14 protein-coding genes are annotated in these 17,177 nt (G+C 50.0%); 7 read left to right on the top strand and 7 right to left on the bottom strand.

Annotation, left to right across the window (positions count from 1 at the left end; genetic code table 11):
- Position 1: 1 nt before the first annotated feature.
- The 7 genes from zapD to nadC all read right to left on the bottom strand — a co-directional run bounded on the left by zapD (position 2) and on the right by nadC (position 6,840).
- Positions 2–742, bottom strand: coding sequence for a cell division protein ZapD (zapD, locus tag BUQ98_RS09170; protein ID WP_074213471.1), 741 nt, complete (start codon positions 740–742; stop codon positions 2–4).
- 23 nt (positions 743–765) lie between these two features.
- Complete coding sequence (coaE, locus tag BUQ98_RS09165) at positions 766–1,380, bottom strand: dephospho-CoA kinase (protein ID WP_074213470.1); 615 nt, start codon at positions 1,378–1,380, stop codon at positions 766–768.
- On the bottom strand, positions 1,380–2,249 hold the full coding sequence (locus BUQ98_RS09160; protein WP_074213469.1) for a prepilin peptidase: 870 nt from the start codon (positions 2,247–2,249) through the stop codon (positions 1,380–1,382). Before BUQ98_RS09160 ends, coaE begins: the two co-directional genes overlap by 1 nt.
- A gap of 83 nt (positions 2,250–2,332) precedes the next feature.
- Entirely contained in the window at positions 2,333–3,550 is a 1,218-nt protein-coding gene (locus BUQ98_RS09155; protein ID WP_254813899.1) for a type II secretion system F family protein, read from the bottom strand.
- A gap of 9 nt (positions 3,551–3,559) precedes the next feature.
- On the bottom strand, positions 3,560–5,242 hold the full coding sequence (pilB, locus tag BUQ98_RS09150) for a type IV-A pilus assembly ATPase PilB (protein WP_074213467.1): 1,683 nt from the start codon (positions 5,240–5,242) through the stop codon (positions 3,560–3,562).
- A 24-nt stretch (positions 5,243–5,266) separates the two neighbouring features.
- Positions 5,267–5,686 (bottom strand): pilin, encoded by a 420-nt coding sequence (locus BUQ98_RS09145; protein ID WP_074213466.1) that lies wholly within the window; start codon positions 5,684–5,686, stop codon positions 5,267–5,269.
- Positions 5,687–5,934: 248 nt separating this feature from the next.
- Positions 5,935–6,840 (bottom strand): carboxylating nicotinate-nucleotide diphosphorylase, encoded by a 906-nt coding sequence (nadC, locus tag BUQ98_RS09140; RefSeq protein WP_074213465.1) that lies wholly within the window; start codon positions 6,838–6,840, stop codon positions 5,935–5,937.
- Positions 6,841–7,000: 160 nt separating this feature from the next.
- Between nadC and BUQ98_RS09135 the strand changes: the two genes are divergently transcribed.
- From BUQ98_RS09135 to lpdA, 7 genes are all read left to right on the top strand, one after another.
- The gene (locus tag BUQ98_RS09135) at positions 7,001–7,996 is read left to right on the top strand and encodes an ABC transporter substrate-binding protein (protein WP_074213643.1); all 996 of its coding nucleotides are present in this window, start codon (positions 7,001–7,003) and stop codon (positions 7,994–7,996) included.
- Complete coding sequence (locus BUQ98_RS09130; RefSeq protein ID WP_074213464.1) at positions 7,993–9,297, top strand: diguanylate cyclase domain-containing protein; 1,305 nt, start codon at positions 7,993–7,995, stop codon at positions 9,295–9,297. The genes BUQ98_RS09135 and BUQ98_RS09130 overlap by 4 nt, the downstream gene beginning before the upstream one ends.
- A gap of 26 nt (positions 9,298–9,323) precedes the next feature.
- Positions 9,324–9,884 carry a 1,6-anhydro-N-acetylmuramyl-L-alanine amidase AmpD gene (ampD, locus tag BUQ98_RS09125; protein ID WP_371515106.1) on the top strand — a complete coding sequence of 187 codons (561 nt, stop codon included), beginning with the start codon at positions 9,324–9,326 and terminating at the stop codon, positions 9,882–9,884.
- A 227-nt stretch (positions 9,885–10,111) separates the two neighbouring features.
- Entirely contained in the window at positions 10,112–10,885 is a 774-nt protein-coding gene (gene pdhR / locus BUQ98_RS09120; protein ID WP_074213463.1) for a pyruvate dehydrogenase complex transcriptional repressor PdhR, read from the top strand.
- Positions 10,886–10,976: 91 nt separating this feature from the next.
- A complete protein-coding gene (aceE, locus tag BUQ98_RS09115; protein ID WP_074213462.1) occupies positions 10,977–13,643 on the top strand; it encodes a pyruvate dehydrogenase (acetyl-transferring), homodimeric type in 2,667 nt (888 codons plus the stop codon).
- A gap of 12 nt (positions 13,644–13,655) precedes the next feature.
- Positions 13,656–15,518 (top strand): pyruvate dehydrogenase complex dihydrolipoyllysine-residue acetyltransferase, encoded by a 1,863-nt coding sequence (gene aceF / locus BUQ98_RS09110; RefSeq protein ID WP_074213461.1) that lies wholly within the window; start codon positions 13,656–13,658, stop codon positions 15,516–15,518.
- Positions 15,519–15,703: 185 nt separating this feature from the next.
- Entirely contained in the window at positions 15,704–17,128 is a 1,425-nt protein-coding gene (gene lpdA / locus BUQ98_RS09105) for a dihydrolipoyl dehydrogenase (protein WP_074213460.1), read from the top strand.
- The last annotated feature ends 49 nt before the right edge of the window (positions 17,129–17,177 follow it).

The raw sequence follows: 17,177 nt of genomic DNA, 5'->3' as shown, positions 1-17,177 counted from the left end.
CTTAACAGACACTGATATGAACAGGCATATTGTCGGCGACCTCGAGATCATCGTCAAATGGCATGAACCGGATCGCAAAGCGATTTTTGTGCCCAGAAACTAACGGATAGACACCAAAATCCGGGGCTAATGACAGTCGAATTAAACAAGCACCATCCGCTTCTTGCTGATAAAAACCGTGTTGCACATTTTCCGTCCCGCCGTGGGCACTTTCACGTGTTAGCTGTAGCCAGAAGGTGAGGGCATGGCGCAATGGAGATAAGGTTTCCATCCACCCTTGAATCGCATTTTGGCGCGCCGCGAGAGGCTGGTGGAGCCAATAATGGAATATAGGTAAATCAAAACTACAGCTGCCCCCAGGAATGGAAAAGCGCTGCTTAATACTGGTTAAGAAGCGATCCTCTCGCAGAGCTTGACCAAATCGTTTGGCTTGTAGCACCGAGCGCTGGTGCGCGGCCAGTTGCTCTAATAATTGGTTAAGTTGTGCTTGGTCCACTTGGGGAACATCTGACCACGCGTTAAGTTTCTTCTTGAGTTTATCCAAGTCCTTGGCTAAGTCGGCTTTCACTGGCACCTGTTCTAAAATTTCCAGTAAATCAAATAAACTGCGGAAAAATTGAATATGGTGGCAGGGGGCTGAAAGCCCGCTCACTTCATCCAGTTGGTCGAGCAGGTACTCCAGGCGCAAGTAAATACGCACCTGTTCATTGAGTGGGTGTTCATACACAGTGAGGCTGGTCATAAGCGTTTAGCGATCCTGTCCGGCTATTTGCCGGCGTTTGCCTGGGTTGCCAAGGTTAAATACATGTGATGTAAGGCATCAACTTGTCGATCAAGTTCCACCTCGGTTTGCGTATTATCGACAACATCGTCGGCGACGTCGAGGCGTTGTTGACGACTGGCCTGTGCGGCCAAGATAGATTGGACCTGCTGTTCGCTGACCTGATCGCGAGCTAACGTTCGCGCTATTTGGGTTGGCTTATCAACATCAACCACCAATACCCTATTCGCTAATGACATGAGATTATTTTCGACCAATAGGGGCACCACAAGCAAACAATATGGTGCGTTGCTAGTGGCACAGTCTTGGATCATGCGTGTTCGGATCAGGGGATGCAATAAGTTATCGAGCCATTGCCTATCGTCGGGATGGTTAAATACGCGTTCTCGTAGCCATGCACGATCCAAACTGCCGTCTTGGTTTAAGGCAGGTGAACCAAAACGCGCGACAATCGCCCCAAGTCCTTTACTGCCAGGAGCGACGACCTCACGCGCAATGATGTCGGCATCGACAATATCAATCCCTTTGGCGGCAAACCGGTTGGCTACCGTGGTTTTGCCACTGCCAATACCACCGGTTAACCCGACCACAAACCCCATTAGCTAACTCCTAATACAAGCGAAAGATACCAGTGTAACAGGCTATCGCCCCAAAGCAGGCCAAGCCAGCCAGCGACCGCAATAAAAGGACCGAAGGCAAAAGCATGTTGTAGACCTTTTTGTTGTTGGCGAAGCAATAATGCCCCAACAATCGCACCACTCAGTGAGGCCAATAAAATCAGTAGTGGCAAGGCTTGCCACCCGATCCAGGCGCCTAACGCGGCAAAAAGCTTAAAATCGCCATAACCCATTCCCTCTTTCCCGGTGATCAATTTGAACACCCAAAACAAGCTCCAGAGGCTGACATAGCCGGCCATGGCCCCCATCACACTGTCGGTCAATGACACTGGGCTAATGTTGGTTAATGCCAAGGCGATCCCAGCCCAAAGGAGAGGCAAGGTGAGTTGATCAGGAAGCAGCAATGTTTCCCAGTCGATCACGGTGAGCGCCAGTAATGTCAAGCTTGCGCCCATCACCGCGATCGCCCACTCAGGCGAGGAAAACAACCAGGCCGGAAGCGCGCAGAGAAGGGCGCTGATGAGCTCAACGATCGGATAACGTTTGCTAATGGGAGCCTGACAGTGCCGACAGCGACCTTTGAGCGCTAGCCAGCTAACCAGCGGGATATTGTCGTACCAAGCAATTGATGTGTGACACTGCGGGCAGTGGGACGCGGGTAAACTCAGGTCAAAACGTGTGTCGTCTGGCGCATCGATATTGGCTTCTGGAAAGCTAAGTCGGCATTCTTGGCGCCACTGGCGTTCCATCATTGTCGGTAAACGGGCGATAACCACGTTTAAAAAACTGCCGAAGATCAGACCCAGTAGGCCGGCTATCACAATAAAAAACGGGGAAGAGAACACCAACATGACACCTGCTTATTACTTGTTGTGCGTGAATCATCGCTTGTGCGCAAATCATAGCGCGTTACGTATCGAGACTCTATCTTGGCTTAGCCGAGAACAGACATAAGATTGAAAATGGGAAGATACATGGCGACCACTAAACCGCCAATGAGTAGTCCAAGCACTAAAATCAGAAGTGGTTCGATGATTTTCCCGAGATTATCAACAATATTGTCAACATCCTCCTCGTAAATTAGCGCCACTCGGTGAAGCATGGTGTCTAACGAGCCGGACTCTTCACCAATCATGATCATTTGCGTCATCATATTGGGGAAGCGTCCACTTTCGCGTAACGCTTGATAGAGCGGTATCCCCGTTGCGGTGTGCGCAGAGACAGTGATGAGTCCGTGAGCATAATAGTCATTAGTGAGAATGTTGGTTGCCGATTTTAGCCCCGAAATCAGTGGGATCCCTGCGCTAAAAGTCGTTGCCAGTGTGCGGGCAAATTTCGCGATACAGGCTTTGCCCAAGACCTCACCAATAATGGGGAGCTTGAGTAGCCATCGGTGGTAGTGATACCGATAGCGCGGACGCCGCCGTTGTAGCCATTTATGTGACAACGTGAGGGCAACCAGGATGGCGGCAACGACCAGTGCATGCGCGAGCATCCAATCAGACAATGCCAGCACTTGCCGCGTTAGCCAAGGAAGTGGCGCACCAAAAGAATCAAAAATCTGCTTAAATTTTGGGATCACGAACAAGAGTAAGTAAGTGCTAACGCCGAGTGCCACGCCGATTACGATAGTGGGATAAATCATGGCTTTAATCACCTTACTACGCAGCCGCGCTTGCTTTTCTCGGTACAGTGCGAGGCGAGCAAACACCAAAGGAAGTTGACCGGTTTGTTCGCCGGTGGCAACCAGCTCACAATAAAAGCGGTCAAACAGGGGACTGGCTTGCGCTAGGGCCGTGCTTAAACTCGTGCCGGCTTCCAGTTGCTGACGAAGGTGGCGAACCACTAACCGCATTTCTGCTTTGACCTGATTCTCCTCTATCAGGTTTAGCGCCTGAATAATGGGGATACCAGACTCCAACAATGTGGTGATCTCGCGAGAAAACTGAGTAACATCGGCGGCTTTTGCCTTGTGTTTGCGTTGCTGCCAACTGGAAAGACGCCTGCGAACGAGACGAGTAGGCAGGATAGATTGGCTGGCCAATTGTTGACGAGCATCATGCTCCGAATACGCGAACACTTGGCCTTTTTGAACGGAACCAATGGCGACAGCTTGGCGCCAATGGAATATAAATAAGCTTGGCTTGGGCATGCTCATTCCTTATGCCAATTGGATCACGCGAGTGAGCTCTTGCACACTGGTGATCCCCTGGTTGAGTTTGTCTATCCCTGACTCTGCTAGCCGCCACATGCCTTGTTGACAGGCGAGTGTGGTGAGCTCACTTGCGCTGGCATTGCGATAAATCGCGTTGGCAATGGTGTCGTCGATAGGCAGTACTTCGTAGATCCCAGTGCGACCTTGATAGCCTTGATAGCACCGATAACAGCCGCTGGGGTTCGCTTGATAGATTTGGGTAGGATCGAAGCGAGGATATAGACTCACTAATGGTTTCAAACTGGGATCGTCACACGGATGAGGTTGTTTACAAACCGGACAAAGCCGACGTACGAGTCGTTGTGCGACGACTAAGGTCAATGAACTGGCGAGGTTGTAAGGCGCGATCCCCATATGTGCTAAACGGGTAATACTCTCAGCGGCAGAGTTGGTATGCAACGTGGAGAGTACTAAGTGCCCCGTTTGTGCCGCTTTAATGCTAATTTCGGCGGTCTCTGTATCTCGCACTTCCCCGACCATAACGATATCAGGATCTTGACGCAAAAAGGCGCGGAGTGCGGTCGCGAAATCGAGTCCAATCTGTGTATTGACATTGACTTGATTGATGCCATCAAGCTGGATCTCGACCGGATCTTCAACGGTGGCAATGTTTCTTTCCGGCTGGTTGAGGTAGCGCAAGCCACTGTATAACGAGACGGTTTTACCACTCCCTGTGGGTCCAGTGAATAAGATCAGCCCTTGCGGTTGGTCGAGCGCTGTTTGATAGTGGTGGCGCTGCCAATCAGTAAAACCAAGATCCTCAAAATTCAACGATTGCTGATCATTATTGAGCAAGCGTACGACCACCTTTTCACCCCAGACGGTCGGCAAAGTGGATACCCGCATATCGACCGTATGTTCAGCGGTGAGGGTCAGCTTGATGCGTCCGTCTTGCGGTAAGCGTCGCTCGGCAATATTGAGTTGGGCTAAGATTTTGAGTCGAGTGGATAAGCGGCGTGATACCCCTGCCGGAGGATGAGCATAGGTTTGCAGTAAGCCGTCTTGGCGAAAGCGTATTTGATAGTGATCCTCAAAGGGCTCAAAGTGAACGTCGGACGCTTTTTTACGCACCGCATCGATTAAAATTTGCTGGATATAGCGGCTAATCGGGGCTTGATCGCTTTGCAGTTCCGTACTGTCATCGTGTGGGCTATCGGTGATAGTGAGCGCCGCTAAGTCTTGATCACTGATGGTGATGCCATCGCCGGTGCCATCGATATCTGCCCCGTATAAGTGACGCAAAGCGGCATCTAAATCTTGCTGACTGAGCACCACCAAACGGACATTGAGCCCAGTAGAAAAACGAAAGTCGGCGACAGCTTCTGTGTTATCTGGGTCACTGACGCCAAGCAATAGCTCTTGGCCTTGTTGGGCAAGCGGCAGCACTTGATGACGCTGAATCAAATCGCGCCGGTCTAACGCATAGCAGGTGTCTTTAAACGGATACTGATGGCTTTCTGCAAACGGAAGATGGTGCAGGTTAGCGAGGGTGTTGGCGAGCGCGGTGGGGTCAACCCCAGCATCGAGTAAATGTGCGAGACTGAGCGACGCATTGTTGCCGATGCCCAGCACATCGCGCTGGGCATCGGTCAATAAACCGGCTTGATACAACGGAGCGGTTGGGATCATCGTGAGTCCCTGTTTTATATTCGCTTAAGGTGTTGGCTGGTTCTTACTCGCTTGCTTGCAGCCATTGACTTCTATGGTTGTCGATGGTTGCTCGCACGTCCACTTGCCTTTCTTGCTCCGTGCGAGTATGACTTTATTACCCTTCGGCATCCCCTGTACGTCTAATTTCATGTCTCCTTTAACGCCAGTAATGTCAGTGAACTCTACATCACCAGGAATTCCAAGATTTTCTTTGATTTTTGGGTCGTTTTTTGGGAACGCGCCCGTTTCCATTATCTGCGCTTCTACCACGGAGCGCATATTGGTCAGCGTGGCAATCGCGGCGGTGACTTTGGCTTTGTCTTGATACTTCTGGTATTGCGGAATGGCGATGGCAGTCAGTGCGCCAATAATGCCTAATACCACCAGTAACTCAATCAAGCTAAACCCTTGTTGCTTTTGCATGTGACTTCTCTCCTCTCAATGATGATCGGCCGCCAATGCGGTGGCCGCGAGTGCAGCGACTTTACGCTTGTGTGTGGCGCAAAAAAGAGGGTAAACATGAGTTTGAGAGTGAAGGATAAAAGCTTGATGTAACAGGCGGTTTTTTCTGTTGTAGTGTTCGACAGACCACAAAATTATTGTCACAAAATTGTTATAAAAAAAGGCTGCCCAATACGGGCAGCCCAGTTGAACCTTGGTTAGCGTAAGCGTTATTGAAAACGCATGGATAAATCGAGTGCGGTCACGTGCTTGGTTAAAGCGCCAACCGAAATATAATCCACCCCTGTGGACGCATATTCCGCCAGTGTATCCAGAGTGACATTGCCAGAAACCTCCAGTGCCACATGGCCTTGGTTGCGTGCCACTGCCTCACGCATCATCGGCACGCTAAAGTTATCTAACATCACAATGTCGGCGCCGGCATCCATCGCTTGTTGCAACTCATCCAGATTTTCTGTTTCCACTTCGACTAGCTTATCTGGGTTCAGACGGCGAGCTTCTTTCACCGCATTGGCAATCCCCCCGCAGGCAAGAATGTGGTTTTCTTTAATGAGATACGCATCGAACACACCAATACGGTGATTGTGTCCGCCGCCACAAGCCACCGCATATTTGAGTGCACTACGCAGGCCAGGCACGGTTTTGCGGGTATCCAATAGCTTGGTCTCCGTCCCCTGTAACTGTGCCACATAGGTTGCTGTTTTACTGGCGCAGCCTGATAAGGTCTGGATAAAGTTCATCGCATTGCGTTCACCCGTTAATAACACGCGTGATGGTCCCTTTAAAGTGCATAGCGATTGATTAGCGCTGATCGCGTCACCATCGGTCACATGCCATGTCAAAGTGACTTCGCCCCCCAGTTGCTTGAACACTTCGTCAGCAAAATCACGGCCACAAAAGACCCCATCCTCACGCGTAATTAGCACCGCAGTCGACACCGAATCGGCGGGGATCAGGGTCGCAGTAATGTCTTTGCTGGCGTCAATATTGCCACCCAAGTCTTCACGTAATGCCTCAGTGACAGCGCGGGGTACATCTGTTTTGAGATGAGAGGTGAGATAGGCAAGACGGCTTTGGCTGTCATGAACAGTATGAAAAGGGGTCGATGTCATCATGGCTTACCGCGGTGATAAAAAACGTGGCGGAATGATAACCCTGGTAATGACGAAATGCAGCTTTTCTCTCTTGTTTCCCGTCTATTGTCTTCTTTTTTACTCATGCACTGTCTTATTAGTTGTCTACACTTTGGTCAGTAAAGGTAAAAAAGGTAGCACCATGAAACGTGGACTGGCTCTGGTTGCAGTGATGTTGATGGCTCTTGGGGGGTATAGCGTTTGGCAATACACAAGGTTACCTATTTCTGAACCACTTGAGCCATTGACTATTGCTCTTTCTCTCACCCCGTTGTCTGCACCTATCATCGTTGCTAAGGAGCAGGGATTGTTTGAAAAATACGGCATTGATATGACGTTGAAACCTGTACACGGTGGCGTGAAAAGCTTTCAAATATTGGCCAAGGGAGAAGCGGACTTAGCGACGACGTCAGAGACGGTTGCGATGTTCAATAGCTTTGAGCGAAATGATTTTAATATTTTGGCCAGTTTTGTTGAGTCAGACAATGACGTCAAACTTTGGTCTATTAAGCGTGCGATCGGCGGCTCGCTTCCCGATGCTCTCAAAGGTGGGCGAATTGGCATTGTTGCGTCGAGCGCCAGCGAATATTTTTTCGACTCATTACTGCAGCTGCATAATATTCCTAGGGAAACGATAGAGAAAATCGACTATCTACCAGAGGCGCTGCCCGAGGCGCTGCTTAATGGCGACGTGGATGCGATTGCCATTTGGGAGCCTTACGGATACCAGCTGCTAAAGCGCGCCGCAGAGCCCGTACAGTCATTGAATAGTAAAGGCCTACACAGTTTATCCTTTTTGTTGGTAAGCGGTCGGTTACTAGTGAACAAACAACACCAAGATATGCAGCGGGTGATTCGTGCCTTAGATGAAGCGGTCAGTCTTATTCATCAGCAGCCCGATCTCGCGAAGGCACAAGTATCGGCGTATCTTTCTATGTCAGACGACAAGCTCAGTTGGCTTTGGCAGGATTATTTATTTCGCCTCTCGTTAAATGATTCCTTACTTCTTCGGTTAAAAAACCAAGCCAGATGGGCACAACGTGCTGGTTTGGTCGAAGGGCCAACGCCGTCATATCGTCACTTACTGAATCCTGGTCCTCTGGTTGAAGCAACTCAAAAAGTGAGCTTACTAGAATGAAAATCGGTCAGCAGTTAAACATCGTTGTTTACGCATGTACGGCTTTAACACTAGTGACTTTATTGATCACGGTAGAGCTTTTTTATAAGCAAAATCAGATACAAAACCGGTTAGACAGTATTGTTGCGGTTCACTCACAAATAGACAGCTTACGTGGGCGTTTATGGTTATATCGTCAATACCCCAGTGCGCAAACACGGCAGGATGCTCACCAATCAGTAAAGGCCTTACGCGCTCAGTTATCCAGTGATCAGCATGCGATTCCACGCCAGTCAGTACAATCAATTACTCAAGCTGCCAATAATGTTGGTCGCTTGCTTGATATAACAGCCGATCAGTTTGGTGCGAATCAGACGGTGGACGAAGGCCGTTTAATGCTTTTTTCGCGTTTTAATGTGTTACTGCAAGCGATGAGTGAGGCGGCATTCTCCGTGCGTCAGCAAGTCATGCATGAATCCAGTAGACAGCAGAAAATGCTACTGGTCGTTCATGGTGGCATATTGGTGATCTTAGCATTGCTGGTGACTGTTTTTGTCACCAGCTTGCGGCGACGACTAACGCATCGCTTGAAAGCGTTACATGCCACTATCTCTCAGATTAAAAAAGGGGATCTCACCTCGGAATTAATACTGACAGATAAAGACGAATTGACCGAACTGGCGGATCACGTCAATGAGATGAAGCAGGTATTGAGTCATACCATGGTTGACAAGAACCAACTGAGCGAAGAGGTTGCACGGCAAACGCAACAGCTGCGTGAGCAGCAGCATCAGCTTAAATTTTTGGCCGAGCATGACGAGTTGACAGGCTTGTTTAACCGGCGGGCATTTGAATCACATGTCGATGTGGCTTTGATGCGGGCCAACCGAGCGCACACGAATGCTGCGCTCTTATTTATCGATCTTAATAATTTTAAACAAGTCAACGATACGTATGGACACGGTATAGGCGACGAGTTACTCAAGGTGGTCAGCCTGCGTCTTAAACAAGCGCTTCGTCGCTCTGATTTAGTCGGTCGTCTGGGTGGGGATGAATTCATTGTCTGGCTGGATTTATTAACTGATAAAGAGGCTTTAAATGAGGTGATCACACGCATTCAAGATGAAATGCATGCCCCCATCACGATTGATAATATCGAGCTGTCATTAGCAATTAGTATCGGTGTCAGCTGCTTCCCCACCGACGGGCTTGAGTTACAGCAAATGATGAACCAAGCGGATTCGGCAATGTATTATGCCAAGACGCATCCTGGCGAGCGGTGTTGCTTATATTCCAATCTGCCTGCTACCCAGATAAAGTAGATCACTTTTGCTGACTGGGAGGCTGCATGCCTTGTATGCGAATCGATGAACATTGGCTCGTGAGCGCACGTGCTTGCCTGTCCCCGCATTATAACCAACGTCCGGATAGCGAGGATGTTTCCTTGCTAGTGATACATAATATCAGTCTGCCCCCCGGTCAATTCGATGGCCCCTATATCGAGCAGTTTTTTCAGGGGCGGTTGGATCCAGACACGCATCCTTATTTTGCGGAAATTACAGCTCTGCGCGTCTCGGCACACCTACTGATCCGACGAGATGGAAGTGTGATCCAGTTTGTACCATTCAATGCACGTGCATGGCATGCTGGCGCTTCGTGTTTTAACGGTCGGCAGCAATGTAACGATTTTTCTATCGGGATTGAGCTTGAGGGCACGGACACACTTCCCTACACAGAACAGCAGTACCAATCGTTAGCGGCGGTCACGCAGACGCTGATGCAGTATTATCCAGCCATTACCCGTGATCGAATCACCGGACATCAACATATAGCCCCTGGACGTAAAACAGATCCAGGCGAAGCTTTTGACTGGAAAAAATTACATTCTCTACTTGGGATCGACGAATAAAGCAATCCAAAAAAAATGGTCTTACCAATTTCGATGTGTTCAGTTATAGAGACTGTTACGTTATGAATACAGCGGTTTCCATGATGTCAATCAAAGTTCAGGTGGACAGAATATCCGCTGTCTGGTAACTTTAGAGAATAATAAAGTAATTGGTCTTACCAATTTACAATCAGTCAGTTTCTGCGGTTGAAAGTCATTACTTTCAATGTGGATGGTCAATAAAAACAATGGCATATCAGCGAATTCGTCAACCCAAACTCTCAGATGTAATTGAAAAAGAGCTCGAAGGCTTGATTTTGGAAGGGACCTTATCCCCCGGCCAGAAGCTGCCACCTGAGCGAGAGCTAGCGACGCAATTTGATGTATCTCGTCCATCGGTACGCGAAGCGATTCAGCGGCTTGAAGTAAAAAAGTTGCTAACCCGCAAGCAAGGTGGCGGTACCTTTGTGAGCGAAAGGCTGTGGCAGCGATTTTCAGAACCCCTGCTAGAGTTATTGGCGGATCATCCTGAAACCCAGCTTGATTTGTTGGAATCCCGTCATGCATTGGAAGGCATTTCTTCTTACTTTGCTGCACTGCGCGGCACGGAAGAAGATTTTTTGCGTGTAGAAGACTGCCACGATGCGATTCGCCAGGCGCAGAAAGATGGGGATTTAAAGGCCGAAGCATCGGCTGTGATGCAGTATCTCGTTGCCGTAACGGAAGCGGCGCACAATGTGGTGTTACTTCATATTATGCGTAGCCTCGCCCCGTTACTGGAACAGAATATTTTACAGAATTTTGAGCTACTTTATCGCCGTCAAGAGACGGTAGAAAACGTCAGCCGACACCGAGCTGAGATCGTGGATGCAATTACCGCTGGTGAGCCAGAAAAAGCCAGGCAGGCATCGCATGCACACTTAGCTTACATTGAGGAAACTCTGTTGGATCTTGGTCGAGAAGAAAGCCGTCGCGAACGGTCTCTACGCCGAATTCAACAACGCAAGGACGAGCTGGAGTGAACCCTATTCGCCATCATATAAAGGCAAGGGAGCCCCTCAGCTGCGACAACGTTTGTTTTGTACGAGTCAATCAACGAAAGGATAGATCGCCATGTCTGAAGTCATGAAAAATGACGTGGACGCACTTGAGACCCAAGAGTGGTTGCAAGCTCTTGAGTCAGTCGTTCGTGAAGAAGGTGTAGAACGTGCCCAGTTCCTTCTGGAGCAAGTCTTAGGGCAAGCACGTTTAGACGGTGTTGACATGCCAACGGGCGTGACCACCAACTATGTAAATACCATCCCTGCGGATCAAGAACCTGCTTACCCAGGTGATGTGAACTTGGAACGTCGTATCCGTTCTATCATTCGTTGGAACGCAATCATGATCGTGTTGCGCGCGTCCAAGAAAGATTTAGAGCTGGGTGGCCACATGGCGTCATTCCAGTCATCGGCTGCGTTCTATGAAACTTGTTTTAACCACTTCTTCCGTGCGCCTAACGAGAAAGATGGTGGCGATCTGGTTTATTATCAAGGCCATATCTCTCCAGGCATTTACGCACGTGCGTTTGTGGAAGGGCGTCTAACTGCTGATCAGCTCGACAATTTCCGTCAAGAAGTCGACGGTAAAGGTATTTCCTCTTACCCGCACCCGAAACTGATGCCTGAGTTCTGGCAATTCCCAACCGTTTCTATGGGTCTGGGTCCCATTGCGTCTATCTACCAAGCACGTTTCCTCAAGTACCTGAACGGTCGTGGCCTGAAAGACACTTCAGAGCAGCGCGTTTATGCGTTCCTGGGTGACGGCGAGATGGACGAACCAGAGTCACGCGGTGCGCTTTCTTTTGCCGCGCGTGAAAAACTGGATAACCTATGTTTCTTGATCAACTGTAACCTCCAGCGTCTCGATGGGCCTGTGATGGGTAACGGTAAGATTGTTCAAGAGCTAGAAGGCCTATTTAAAGGCGCTGGCTGGAACGTGATCAAAGTGGTTTGGGGCTCTGGCTGGGATAAACTACTGGCGAAAGATACCTCAGGTAAGCTGCTGCAGTTGATGAACGAAACCATCGACGGCGATTATCAAACCTTCAAATCAAAAGATGGCGCCTACGTACGTGAGCACTTCTTCGGTAAATATCCTGAAACTGCAGCCTTGGTTGCCGATATGACCGACGAAGAAATCTTTGCACTGAAGCGTGGTGGTCATGAGCCATCAAAACTGTTCGCAGCGTTTAAAGCGGCACAAGAGTGCAACGACCGTCCAACCGTGATCCTGGCGAAAACCGTGAAAGGTTACGGCATGGGTGAAGCGGCTGAAGGGAAAAACATCGCGCACCAAGTGAAGAAAATGGACATGACCCATGTTCACGCTATGCGTGATCGTCTGGGCCTGCAAGATTTGCTGTCTGACGATGATGTGCAAAATCTGACGTACCTGAAGTTGGAAGAAGGGTCTGCGGAGCACGAATACCTCCACGCACGTCGTAAAGCCCTGCACGGTTATACTCCACAGCGTTTACCAAAGTTCACTGAAGAACTGACCCTGCCAAAACTGGATGATTTCTCAGCACTACTGTCTGAACAGAAGCGTGATATCTCTACCACTATGGCGTTTGTGCGCTCTCTGAATGTGCTGCTAAAAGACAAAAGCATTGGCAAAAACATTGTGCCAATCATTGCGGACGAAGCCCGTACCTTTGGTATGGAAGGTCTGTTCCGTCAGGTGGGTATCTATAATCCGCAAGGACAAACCTATACTCCAGAAGACCGTGGCGTTGTCTCTTACTACAAAGAAGAGCAGGGCGGCCAGGTACTGCAAGAAGGTATTAACGAGCTAGGCGCGATGTCATCGTGGGTAGCGGCGGCGACGTCTTACAGCACCAATGACCTGCCAATGATCCCATTCTACATCTACTACTCCATGTTCGGTTTCCAACGTGTTGGCGACATGGCGTGGATGGCGGGTGATCAGCAAGCGCGTGGTTTCCTATTGGGTGCCACCGCAGGCCGTACAACGCTCAACGGTGAAGGCCTTCAGCACGAAGACGGTCACAGCCATATTCTGGCGAGCACGGTGCCTAACTGTGTGTCTTATGACCCAACCTTCGCGTACGAAGTGGCAGTGATCATGCAAGACGGTATCCGTCGCATGTACGGCCCTGATCAAGAAAACGTGTACTACTACCTGACGCTGATGAACGAAAACTATCATCAGCCAGCGATGCCAGAGGGCGCGGAAGACGGTATCCGTAAAGGTATCTACAAACTAGAAACCTACACGGGCGACAAAGCAAAAGTTCAGCTAATGGGCTCTGGCACCATCATGACGGAAGTGCGCAAAGCGGCGAAACTGCTTAGCGATGAATTCGGCGTAGCGTCTGACATCTACAGCGTGACCTCATTCAACGAGCTAGCACGTGACGGCCAAGATGTTGATCGTTTCAACATGCTGAACCCAGATGCAGAAAGCAAAGTGCCTTATATCCAAACGGTCATGGGATCTGAGCCTGCAATTGCTGCGACTGATTACATGAAAAACTACGCTGACCAAGTTCGTGCATTTATCCCAGCGGAGTCTTATAAAGTGCTGGGCACAGACGGCTTTGGTCGTTCTGATAGCCGCGAAAACCTACGCCGTCACTTCGAAGTGAATGCAGGCTATGTAGTGGTTGCGGCACTCAACGAGCTGGCTAAGCGTGGTGATGTTGATAAGAAAGTCGTGTCAGAAGCGATTAAGAAATTCGACATCGATACCAACAAAGTAAACCCGCTGTTCGCGTAAGAGGCTGAAACAATGTCAATCGAGATTAATGTACCTGACATCGGTGCGGATGAAGTAGAAGTTACTGAGATCCTTGTCAGCGTCGGTGACAAGGTAGAAGAAGAGCAGTCGTTAATCACCGTTGAAGGTGATAAAGCATCCATGGAAGTCCCTGCGTCACAAGCGGGTGTGGTCAAGGAAATCAAAATTGCCGAGGGTGACAAAGTCACCACTGGTTCTTTGATTATGATCTTTGAAGCGGAAGCATCAGCACAAAGCGCTCCGGCGCAAGAGGCGGCACCCGCCGCCCCTGCTGCTGCACCAGCGGCCGCATCAGAAATCAAAGAAGTGCACGTGCCTGATATCGGTGGCGATGAAGTTGAAGTCACCGAGATCATGGTCGCGGTCGGCGACACCATTGAAGAAGAGCAGTCACTGATCACCGTTGAAGGCGACAAAGCCTCAATGGAAGTGCCTGCACCGTTCGCGGGTACCGTCAAAGAGATCAAGATCACCGCGGGCGACAAAGTGTCAACCGGCTCACTGATCATGATGTTTGAAGTCGGTGGCGGTGCTCCAGCCGTAGACGCGCCAGCAGCGCCTGCAGCAGCACAATCCAAAGACGTTCACGTGCCAGACATTGGTGGTGATGAAGTTGAAGTGACTGACATCATGGTTGCCGTTGGCGATACCATTGAAGAAGAGCAGTCACTGATCACCGTTGAAGGCGACAAAGCGTCAATGGAAGTCCCTGCACCGTTTGCGGGTACGGTCAAAGAGATCAAAATTGCGGCGGGCGATAAAGTGTCCACCGGCTCGCACATCATGGTGTTCGAGGTGGCTGGTAGCGCCCCAGCAGCGCCTGCGGCATCTGCACCTGCAGAGAAAGCAGCCCCTGCGCCAGCCCCTAAAGCTGAAGCACCTGCTGCCAAAGCTGACGCCGGTAAAGACGAATTTGTAGAAAACAAAGAGTACGCGCATGCATCTCCTGTTGTTCGTCGTCTTGCCCGTGAATTCGGTGTTAACCTTGCCAAGGTTAAAGGGACGGGTCGTAAAGGGCGCGTATTGAAAGAAGACGTTCAGAGCTTTGTAAAAGACGCCCTGAAACGCCTTGAATCGGGTGCAGCGTCTGGCTCAGGCGACGGTAGCGCACTGGGTCTGCTACCTTGGCCAAAAGTGGACTTCAGCAAATTCGGTGAAACCGAAGTGAAGCCATTGTCACGCATTAAGAAGATCTCAGGTGCGAACCTGGCACGTAACTGGGTGATGATCCCGCACGTAACCCAGTGGGACAACGCGGATATCACTGAAGTTGAAGCGTTCCGTAAAGAACAAAACGCGATCGAGAAGAAGAAAGACTCTGGCATGAAGATCACCCCACTGGTGTTCATCATGAAAGCGGCAGCTAAAGCGCTGGAAGCTTTCCCTTCATTCAATGCGTCACTGTCTGAAGACGGTGAGAGCCTGATCATGAAGAAGTATGTCAACATCGGTATCGCGGTTGACACACCAAATGGTCTGGTTGTTCCAGTCTTTAAAGACGTGAACAAGAAAGGCATTCATGAGCTGTCTGAAGAGCTGATGGTGGTCTCGAAGAAAGCCCGTTCGGGTAAACTGACCGCGTCAGACATGCAGGGTGGTTGCTTTACTATCTCAAGCCTAGGTGGCCTGGGTGGAACCGCATTTACCCCTATCGTCAACGCGCCAGAAGTCTCTATCTTGGGCGTGTCTAAGTCAGAAATGAAGCCAGTATGGAATGGTAAGGACTTCGAACCTCGCCTGATGCTGCCGCTGTCACTGTCTTACGACCACCGTGTGATCGACGGTGCCGAAGGTGCGCGCTTTATTAGCTACCTTAACGGTCTAATGTCTGATATCCGCCGTTTGGTACTGTAATCGCAACACCGACAACCCCACCGGCCCGTGATGGGTCGGTTGGGAATTGTTGTGCAGCTCACAGGCTATGGGTTTTTATTTTTCAGCCCATTAACATGGCTGTAAACTGTGGCTCTCAAATACCCACAACAATAATAAATTACCGCTCTTAGCCTGTCAGGGAATAAGACTACAACGAGGTCAGAATGAGTAAAGAAATCAAAGCGCAAGTCGTCGTCCTTGGCGCTGGTCCTGCTGGATACTCCGCCGCTTTCCGCTGTGCCGACCTAGGTTTGGAAACAGTGCTGGTTGAACGTTACAACACCCTAGGCGGTGTGTGTTTAAACGTTGGCTGTATCCCTTCTAAAGCCCTACTACACGTTGCCAAAGTGATCGAAGAAGCCAAAGCCATGGCGGATCACGGCGTGGTTTTCGGCGAGCCACAAACCGATATCGATAAAATCCGCTCTTGGAAAGATAAGGTCATCGGTCAGCTTACCGGCGGCTTGGGCGGTATGGCCAAGCAGCGTAAAGTGACCGTGGTGAATGGCAAAGGCCGTTTCACCGGCGCGAACACCCTGTTAGTCGAAGGTGAAGAAAACACCACTATCAATTTTGACAACGCGATCATCGCGGCGGGTTCTCGTCCTATCGAGCTACCATTTATTCCGCATGATGACCCGCGTATCTGGGACTCAACCGACGCGCTAGAGCTTAAAGATGTGCCAGAAAAAATGTTGCTGATGGGTGGTGGTATCATTGGCCTAGAAATGGGCACAGTCTATCACGCATTGGGTTCACAGGTTGATGTGGTCGAAATGTGCGATCAGGTGATCCCAGCGGCCGATAAAGACGTGATCAAAGTCTTTACCAAGCGTATCAGCAAGAAAATGAACCTGATGCTGGAAACCAAAGTCACCGCAGTAGAGGCCAAAGAAGATGGCATCTACGTAACGATGGAAGGCAAAAAAGCCCCGGCTGAGCCAGTGCGTTATGACGCTGTGCTGGTGGCGATTGGCCGTAGCCCGAACGGTAAACTGCTTGATGCAGGTCAAGCCGGTGTTGAAGTCGACGATCGTGGCTTTATCAATGTAGATAAGCAGATGCGCACTAACGTGCCGCATATTTATGCGATTGGTGACATCGTGGGTCAACCTATGTTGGCACACAAAGGTGTGCATGAAGGTCACGTGGCTGCCGAAGTCATTTCGGGTAAGAAGCATTACTTCGATCCAAAAGTGATCCCATCGATTGCCTACACTGAGCCAGAAGTGGCTTGGGTGGGTAAAACCGAGAAAGAATGTAAGGAAGAGGGGATCAACTACGAAGCCTCGACCTTCCCATGGGCGGCTTCAGGCCGTGCGATTGCATCTGACTGCGCTGACGGTATGACCAAGCTTATCTTTGATAAAGATACGCACCGTGTCATCGGTGGTGCCGTTGTCGGCACTAATGGTGGCGAGCTGTTGGGTGAAATCGGCCTTGCGATCGAAATGGGCTGTGATGCCGAAGATGTCGCACTGACGGTTCATGCCCACCCAACCTTGCACGAATCGGTTGGTTTGGCTGCAGAAGTGTTTGAAGGCTCAATCACCGATATGCCTAACCCGAAAGCGAAGAAAAAGAAATAAACTACGCGTCTATATTTTTCTGACTCAGCCCCGCCATGCGGGGCTTTTT

This window comes from Salinivibrio sp. ES.052 (assembly GCF_900141775.1).
Taxonomy (GTDB): domain Bacteria; phylum Pseudomonadota; class Gammaproteobacteria; order Enterobacterales; family Vibrionaceae; genus Salinivibrio.
Note: the sequence above shows the minus strand (reverse complement) of the source record. Positions and strands in the feature narration are given on the sequence as shown.

What these genes read in the sequence shown, in the direction of transcription:
- aceF (WP_074213461.1), top strand. Translation starts at nt 13,656, where the DNA reads ATGTCAATCGAGATTAATGTACCTGACATCGGTGCGGATGAAGTAGAA.
- pdhR (WP_074213463.1), top strand. Translation starts at nt 10,112, where the DNA reads ATGGCATATCAGCGAATTCGTCAACCCAAACTCTCAGATGTAATTGAA.
- BUQ98_RS09145 (WP_074213466.1), bottom strand. Translation starts at nt 5,686, where the DNA reads ATGCAAAAGCAACAAGGGTTTAGCTTGATTGAGTTACTGGTGGTATTA.
- BUQ98_RS09155 (WP_254813899.1), bottom strand. Translation starts at nt 3,550, where the DNA reads ATGCCCAAGCCAAGCTTATTTATATTCCATTGGCGCCAAGCTGTCGCC.
- nadC (WP_074213465.1), bottom strand. Translation starts at nt 6,840, where the DNA reads ATGATGACATCGACCCCTTTTCATACTGTTCATGACAGCCAAAGCCGT.
- BUQ98_RS09135 (WP_074213643.1), top strand. Translation starts at nt 7,001, where the DNA reads ATGAAACGTGGACTGGCTCTGGTTGCAGTGATGTTGATGGCTCTTGGG.
- BUQ98_RS09160 (WP_074213469.1), bottom strand. Translation starts at nt 2,249, where the DNA reads ATGTTGGTGTTCTCTTCCCCGTTTTTTATTGTGATAGCCGGCCTACTG.
- aceE (WP_074213462.1), top strand. Translation starts at nt 10,977, where the DNA reads ATGTCTGAAGTCATGAAAAATGACGTGGACGCACTTGAGACCCAAGAG.
- zapD (WP_074213471.1), bottom strand. Translation starts at nt 742, where the DNA reads ATGACCAGCCTCACTGTGTATGAACACCCACTCAATGAACAGGTGCGT.
- ampD (WP_371515106.1), top strand. Translation starts at nt 9,324, where the DNA reads ATGCCTTGTATGCGAATCGATGAACATTGGCTCGTGAGCGCACGTGCT.
- pilB (WP_074213467.1), bottom strand. Translation starts at nt 5,242, where the DNA reads ATGATCCCAACCGCTCCGTTGTATCAAGCCGGTTTATTGACCGATGCC.
- coaE (WP_074213470.1), bottom strand. Translation starts at nt 1,380, where the DNA reads ATGGGGTTTGTGGTCGGGTTAACCGGTGGTATTGGCAGTGGCAAAACC.
- BUQ98_RS09130 (WP_074213464.1), top strand. Translation starts at nt 7,993, where the DNA reads ATGAAAATCGGTCAGCAGTTAAACATCGTTGTTTACGCATGTACGGCT.
- lpdA (WP_074213460.1), top strand. Translation starts at nt 15,704, where the DNA reads ATGAGTAAAGAAATCAAAGCGCAAGTCGTCGTCCTTGGCGCTGGTCCT.